Below are 6,475 nucleotides of genomic sequence, written 5' to 3'. Positions count from 1 at the left end.
GAGCGAATGGCTAGTTCTTACTCGGCGGGAATCCCACCCGCTATATGATACGACCTAGGCTCGGCCGCACACCTGCTCCGTTAGTACAATAAGCACCCGTACTTAAGGGACAATGATACAGAATGTTTAAACTATAAACTTTGTAAACCATGCTATGTATCTTGCTCCCCATATGAACAAAAATTGGGCAAGTATTGTACCTAATAACCTTGAAGTTACCATCATTAACGACATATTTTTCAGCTTATTATAGCTCCCTCTTTGATTAACTACATCGTCTGCTATTACAGATATTTTTGGATCAATAAAAATAACCAAAAGTATGGTTGCTATCCCGTTTATTAAACCTGATGCCATAATTGCAGTAGAAGCTCTTTCGGGAGCTAATAAAGCGGCATATAGTGCAGATAATACACCGATTGTATAGATTGCAGTTATTATCATATTTACACAAAATAGATTTATTGGAATATCCTTAACCCTTGTATCCCGAAGGTATGAAAACTTAGGCAGACTAAAATGTGTTACACCACGCTTTATGTAATGTAAAGAAAATATTCTTTTAATTAAAGAAGGAACAGACCCTTTCTCCTGTGATAAATGTATGATCGCCCTTGAAAATAAAGCTATAAAAGTAGGAAGTAGAATTATCCCAAATACTGTTCCAACAGTTGAAGCACCAATGAGAATTCGAAATTGAGTTTCTACAAACTCAAGAGCATTTTCCTTTGGAGCATTGTCTATTAGACTACCAGTAAAAGGTTGTTGCATCATATTCGCAAGTCTAGAAACAATGACCATTATGTTAAACAGAGATAAGGCGGAAGCAATCATTTTTACTCTTGCCCCCGATAACCTCACAGCATATGCTAGAGTTTCTATCGAATGAATTATAAAAATAAACAAAGCTATAAATAATAATTTTTCAGTTATGAACTCCATACAGTACCTTCTTTATACAAATTCAATATCCTAATTTTACCATAACCTTCATCTTTCTTCTTCCATTAACCTGCTTCTTTAGTACAATAACTTCTACGAAAATAAGCGATAATCTATCTTGGATATCATAGCTGTTACTTGTATAAGAAATTAAATTTATTGATTAGGATTCATTGCCTTTTTAATAAAAAACGATTCTCTAATAAATGCACCTAAAGATAACGAACTTCCAATAACCACAAATAACGATAAAACTCTAACAAAGTTGTAAGGGGAAAAAATAACTTGTATACTCCCCGATATAAGTAAAATTTCAAATAATACAAATCCCATTTTCAGTTGCTTATTTACCTTATTTTCTTCCATCTTTTATCTCCCCTTACTCAACATACCTGATACGTTAGTAAAAAATTTACAGTTAAATTCTAAAATTCGAGATAAATGGACATAATTCCTCTATTAAACTCATTTTAGGAGGAATGAAAATGTTATTATCGAAAGTTTGGGATTCATACGAGTCAGATAAACGTATTGAAGGCTTCTCTAGCCAAACATTAAAGGCATACAAACTTCAAGCAAATCTACTAATTCGTCATTTTAATGATGTAGATGTTGGAACTTTAAACACTGAACACTTAAGAGAGTATTTAGCAAAATCAAGTAATCAATTAAAGCCATCTAGTCTAGCTCATAGAATTCGCTTTATAAAATCATTTTTTCGATGGTCACATGAAGAAGGACACGTCCTCAAAAATCCAGCTGCAAAGCTAAAAGAACCTAGAGTCGGCAAACGTATTCCAAAGTTTTTAACGGAACGAGAAATTGAGCATCTACGAGAAGCTTGCTTTACGACGATGGAGAAAGCTTTATTTGAATTCATGTTTTCAACTGGATGTCGAATTGGAGAAATTGTTTCTCTAGAAAAGAACAGTATCAATTGGTCTAATAGATCTGCAATTGTACGAGGTAAAGGAGATACTTTAATATTCGTTGTGAAATATGGCTAAGTCGTTATTTAAATAGCAGAGAAGATAAAGATCCGGCTATTTTTGTAACAGAACGGTACCCACACAGAATGAGTGTTGCACAAATGAGATATATCATCAAACGAATTTCAAGTCGAGCTGGGATAAATAAAGAAATTCACCCTCACCAACTGAGACATAGTTATGCTACTCACCTATTAAATAATGGAGCTCCCCTTGAAGTCATACAAAGCTTAATGGGGCATGAAAAGAGTGAGACTACTCGAATCTATGCTCAACTAAGTGGTCGTCTTAGAAAAGAATTTTATCAAAAATACTTTTAAACACATAAGAGCAATGTCGTAGTACTTACTAACATTGCTCTTTTACTCTCGCACCCGTTACTTTAAGTGTATTTCTTCACAATCTTAACAAAAGAATTCATACTAAAACAAAAGGGAAATTCGATTATTATTCTCGTGTTTGAAGAGCTAATCTTAATCCTAAACCAATATAAAGCATTCCAACGGCTTTCCCAAACCACTTTGAACTCTTAGTAAACTTAAAGGATAACTTGTTACTAATTACACTTGTAATTAACGATAAGAGAGTGGTATAGAGTATAGACATCAACACAAATGTTATCCCAAGTATTAAAAGTTGAGTTGTAACGGGAGTACCGTTACTTTGAACAAATTGTGGTAGAAACGCTAAAAAGAATAAAGAAGTTTTAGGGTTTAGTAATTCAATAAACAAAGCCTGATGAAACGATCCACTGGTTTTTACATTCTTTACAAAAGATTTCTCGGACTTTTTTGATTTCTTAATCAAAGTAATTATCCCTAAATAAACTAAGTAAGCTGCACCCAAATATTAACTATTTCAAAAGCAAGTGCAGATGTCATTAAAATAGCAGAAAGACCAAGTACAGACGCACAGGTATGTATTAAGTCACCAAGGGCAATACCCAGTCCAGTGACAATCCCATTTTTCTTACCACCTGTTACTGTTTTAGAAATTGTTAAAAATACAGCAGGACCTGGTGTTAGAAATAAAACCAAGACAAGTAAAATAAAAGTTGCCATTTATCCAATACTTCCATTCGTAAAGATTTCCTCACCTAAATTATTTGAGGTTTTTTTTCATGAGAGATGCTATTTGTAAATTATTTTGTTCTGAAGGGTTTTCAAGCTGTTTAATTACTAACTGTTGTCGTTCGACTGGGTGATTTTGACTTAATTTAGCTTTAGCTTCGATCTTTGTGATGTTTATTTTAAACGCTACAATCCCTTTAGTCATTCCTTCAATAAATCTGGAATCTATCTCATTTAAATTGTATGAGCTATCTGGTTTTTCATATTTGTTTACCATGTCATTTAAAGAATCTAATATTATTTTTTGATTTTCGATAACCTCCAGCCTTCCATAAATATGGATTGAAACATAATTCCAGGTAGGGACTGCCATCGAAGTTTCATACCAAGACGGAGATATATAACAGTGAGGACCTTGGAAAACTACAAGAACTTGTTGGTTTTCAGCATCCTTCCATTGTTCATTCGGACGAGCAAAATGACCATATAAAGTATTTTCACCTTTATTTATTGTGAGTGGAAGATGGGTAGCATACGGTTCCCCATTATGCTGAGAAAATAAAGTGGCAAAGCTGTACTCCTTGATAAAATTATAAATCATTTCTTCGTCATCTAGATTAAAATGTTTAGGAATATACATAATGTCTTTTCCTCATTTCTCCATATTTTTTACTCTCTTTTTCATCACTTCTGCCATTTGTTGAGAATTTAGATTTTCCTCCCTATGCAGTTGATCAACGATGTTAAGATAATCCTCCTCATTACGATTCTGACTTAATTTATAAGCAGCTTGAATTTCTTGTACTTTAATCTTAAATCCAACAATGCCTTTAAGTTCGCTTTCTAAAACTTTAGGTGAAAGTTTATCCCATAAAATTGGATTTTTCCGATGCTTTTCATATTTTTCTAGTAACATAATCAAGTCTTGTTTTAATTCTTCTTCCTCTAGTATGCTCGCCTTTCCATAAACGTGGACGGATTGATAATTCCACGTTGGAACATTTTATGCCCATACCAAGAAGAAGAGATATAAGCATGCGGTCCTTGGTACATAACCAGCACCTCCTCGCAGTTTTCAAGTGTTTTCCATTGAGGATTCCCATAAGCCATGTGACCAGTTATATAGTAATCGTCCCCTTTTTTACTTAACTCCAAAGGCAAGTGAGTAGCTATTGGTTTTCCTTTCTTTGTTGTAACAATAGTCCCAAATGAGTTTGCATGAACAAATTCTCTAATTTCATCAATATTTGTAATCTTAAAATATTTAGGTATATACATATTTTTAGCTCCTCCTTAAATTAAGCAATTGTAATTGGTTGCTATGTGAAACTTTTTAAAATAATATTCGATATGAGATATTTTATTATGCTAACTGACATCTAAAAAGGTACAATAATAAAAAAATAAGCATGTCAATGGTGATTAAATGAAAAATACTATTTTTGCCTTTAATAATAATTCCCCCAAATACAAACAAGTTTACGAACAGTTTAAATTATTTATAGAGCGTGGCGACATACTCGCTGGGGATCCATTGCCCTCCATTCGTCAACTTGCAGACTCCCTGCAAGTAAGCCGCAATACGACATTAATGGCATATGAGCAGCTTGTAGCTGAAGGCTATATACGTGGAGAAGGTCGAAAAGGGTTTTTTGTAAATGAATTAGAGCCGCTTTTGTTTAAAGATGCTCAGATCCTTTCTAATAAAACGAAAACAAGGTCGGTGAAATCAGACTTAATTGATTTCCGAGCAGGAGCCGTAGATCAAACTAATTTCTCCTTAAAAATTTGGAGGAGAATAGCAAATCAAGTTTATACATTACAGGAGAGCTTTCGATACGGGGAACCCTTTGGTGAACTGTGCTTGCGTGAACAAATCGCCACATATTTACTCCAATCTCGTGGGGTGAGAACAGATCCAAATGCGATTATAATCGGCAGTAGTACCCAACAAATGTTGATTTATCTCGGACAAATCCTGAAGGATAATTTCACTAGCATTATTGTAGAGGACCCAGGCTATGATGGAGCAAGGGAAGCTTTTCAATTTCATCGTTTCACGCTTGAAACTTTACCAGTTTATGAAACAGGTGCTGATTTTTCAAAATTAGAACAAATGACTTCAAGGTTAATCTATGTAACACCCTCCCATCAAAGTCCAATCGGAGTAAGCATGTCTATTCAACAAAGGCAAATGCTTATTCATTGGGCAAATAAGAAGGATGGATTTATTTTCGAAGATGATTATGATAGTGAATTCCGCTATACGCAACAACCATTTCCAGCACTTGCTTCCATTGATTCAACAAGAGTTATTTACTTAGGGAATTTCTCAAAGTCCTTTCTTCCAGGAATCCGTTTAAGTTATATGGTGTTGCCACAGCAACTTTTAACCCATTACAAAAGTCAATATCTTCATTTCGAGAGTACCACTTCACTTCTTAGCCAGCTTACAATGGCTAAATTCATGGAAGATGGAGAATGGATTCGGCATGTTAAACGGATGCGACTTGTATATAAGCGAAAAATGCAATGCTTAGTTTCAGAATTTAAAAAACACTTCAAACAAAATATATCCATTATTGGGGAGCAGTCTGGTTTGTATGTATTAGTTAAAATACATCTAAATCGTTCAGAAGGATGGTTGATTGAGCGTGCTTCCATTTATGGGGTTAAAGTGTATCCTACCTCCATCTATTTCATAAAAAATCATTCTGATGAGGCAATTATTAAACTCGGATTCAGTAATCTAACTTGTGAGGAAATTCAGTTAGGTGTGCAGCTTTTAAAAAAGGCTTGGGCATAAAAAAAACACCCCGTAGTCGTTAGTTCACTAACAATTGCGGGGTGTCTATTTGTAAGAGTGTGGTAAGTTGTCCATTTTTCAGTATATTTAACTATCGCTTCCACAATAATTTTCATTAACTTCTTCTGGAAGAACTTCTATGAACCACAGTTAAAAATGGTGGACCTTTAGTAAAAATTCAATAATCAACTTTCCACCATGATTTCTGGCTTTTTGTGAGACATAACCATAATTGTACATCCAGTTGGACTAATTGGAGCGTGTACACTATTAGGAGGATAATACAGGTATGAACCAGCCCCATACTCCCTCCCCATATCTAAGTAGGTCCCTTCTAGTACATACACTTCTTCCACATCAGGATGACTATGTTTTGGATAACCTTTGCCTGGAGCAAATCGGACAAGAAACCGACCTTCGCCAGGTTCTAAACGTAGTACCAGCTGTTCTACACCATCACTAATTATTTTCCACTCCGACGTATTGCTATCAATGTATTTAAATTCTTTCATCTTGCCTCTCCTAAAACTGAAATTTTATTATTGAGTTATATATTAATTTGCTATTCCATTTTAGAACTCCTTCTTAAAGTAGTCGAGTAGAAGGGAGCCTTTCTACCTTACGGTAAATTGTACTCCTCCCCCCTCACAGAACCGTGCTTGCGCTAT

At 34.6% G+C, this 6,475-nt stretch carries 5 protein-coding genes and 3 pseudogenes; 2 read left to right on the top strand and 6 right to left on the bottom strand.

Annotated elements, in window-relative coordinates:
* Positions 1–126 precede the first annotated feature (126 nt).
* Both AB3M96_RS23545 and AB3M96_RS23540 read right to left on the bottom strand, forming a co-directional pair.
* Entirely contained in the window at positions 127–942 is an 816-nt protein-coding gene (locus AB3M96_RS23545) for a lipid II flippase Amj family protein (RefSeq protein ID WP_412970047.1), read from the bottom strand.
* Between the two features lie 156 nt (positions 943–1,098).
* Positions 1,099–1,308, bottom strand: a complete 210-nt coding sequence (locus AB3M96_RS23540) for a hypothetical protein (RefSeq protein ID WP_412970046.1) — start codon at positions 1,306–1,308, stop codon at positions 1,099–1,101.
* 119 nt (positions 1,309–1,427) lie between these two features.
* Between AB3M96_RS23540 and AB3M96_RS23535 the strand changes: the two are divergent.
* Positions 1,428–2,251: pseudogene (locus tag AB3M96_RS23535) on the top strand (tyrosine-type recombinase/integrase).
* 127 nt (positions 2,252–2,378) lie between these two features.
* Here the strand turns inward: AB3M96_RS23535 and AB3M96_RS23530 are convergent.
* The 3 genes and pseudogenes from AB3M96_RS23530 to AB3M96_RS23520 form a co-directional block, all read right to left on the bottom strand.
* Positions 2,379–2,992 (bottom strand): annotated as a pseudogene (locus AB3M96_RS23530) (LysE family translocator).
* A gap of 40 nt (positions 2,993–3,032) precedes the next feature.
* Positions 3,033–3,641 carry an FMN-binding negative transcriptional regulator gene (locus AB3M96_RS23525; protein ID WP_412970045.1) on the bottom strand — a complete coding sequence of 203 codons (609 nt, stop codon included), beginning with the start codon at positions 3,639–3,641 and terminating at the stop codon, positions 3,033–3,035.
* 12 nt (positions 3,642–3,653) lie between these two features.
* Positions 3,654–4,279, bottom strand: a pseudogene (locus AB3M96_RS23520) (FMN-binding negative transcriptional regulator).
* Between the two features lie 148 nt (positions 4,280–4,427).
* Between AB3M96_RS23520 and pdxR the strand changes: the two are divergent.
* Positions 4,428–5,807, top strand: coding sequence for a MocR-like pyridoxine biosynthesis transcription factor PdxR (gene pdxR / locus AB3M96_RS23515; protein ID WP_412970044.1), 1,380 nt, complete (start codon positions 4,428–4,430; stop codon positions 5,805–5,807).
* 185 nt (positions 5,808–5,992) lie between these two features.
* On the opposite strand, the gene AB3M96_RS23510 is transcribed toward pdxR, so the two are convergent.
* Positions 5,993–6,319 carry a dimethylsulfonioproprionate lyase family protein gene (locus tag AB3M96_RS23510; RefSeq protein WP_412970043.1) on the bottom strand — a complete coding sequence of 109 codons (327 nt, stop codon included), beginning with the start codon at positions 6,317–6,319 and terminating at the stop codon, positions 5,993–5,995.
* Positions 6,320–6,475 lie beyond the last annotated feature (156 nt).

This window comes from Ferdinandcohnia jepli (genome assembly GCF_047246645.1).
Taxonomy (GTDB): domain Bacteria; phylum Bacillota; class Bacilli; order Bacillales; family Bacillaceae_L; genus Ferdinandcohnia.
The sequence above is the reverse complement of the archived record's forward strand: the minus strand, read 5'-3'. Positions and strand labels throughout refer to the sequence as shown.

What these genes read in the sequence shown, in the direction of transcription:
- AB3M96_RS23545 (WP_412970047.1), bottom strand. Translation starts at nt 942, where the DNA reads ATGGAGTTCATAACTGAAAAATTATTATTTATAGCTTTGTTTATTTTT.
- AB3M96_RS23540 (WP_412970046.1), bottom strand. Translation starts at nt 1,308, where the DNA reads ATGGAAGAAAATAAGGTAAATAAGCAACTGAAAATGGGATTTGTATTA.
- AB3M96_RS23525 (WP_412970045.1), bottom strand. Translation starts at nt 3,641, where the DNA reads ATGTATATTCCTAAACATTTTAATCTAGATGACGAAGAAATGATTTAT.
- pdxR (WP_412970044.1), top strand. Translation starts at nt 4,428, where the DNA reads ATGAAAAATACTATTTTTGCCTTTAATAATAATTCCCCCAAATACAAA.
- AB3M96_RS23510 (WP_412970043.1), bottom strand. Translation starts at nt 6,319, where the DNA reads ATGAAAGAATTTAAATACATTGATAGCAATACGTCGGAGTGGAAAATA.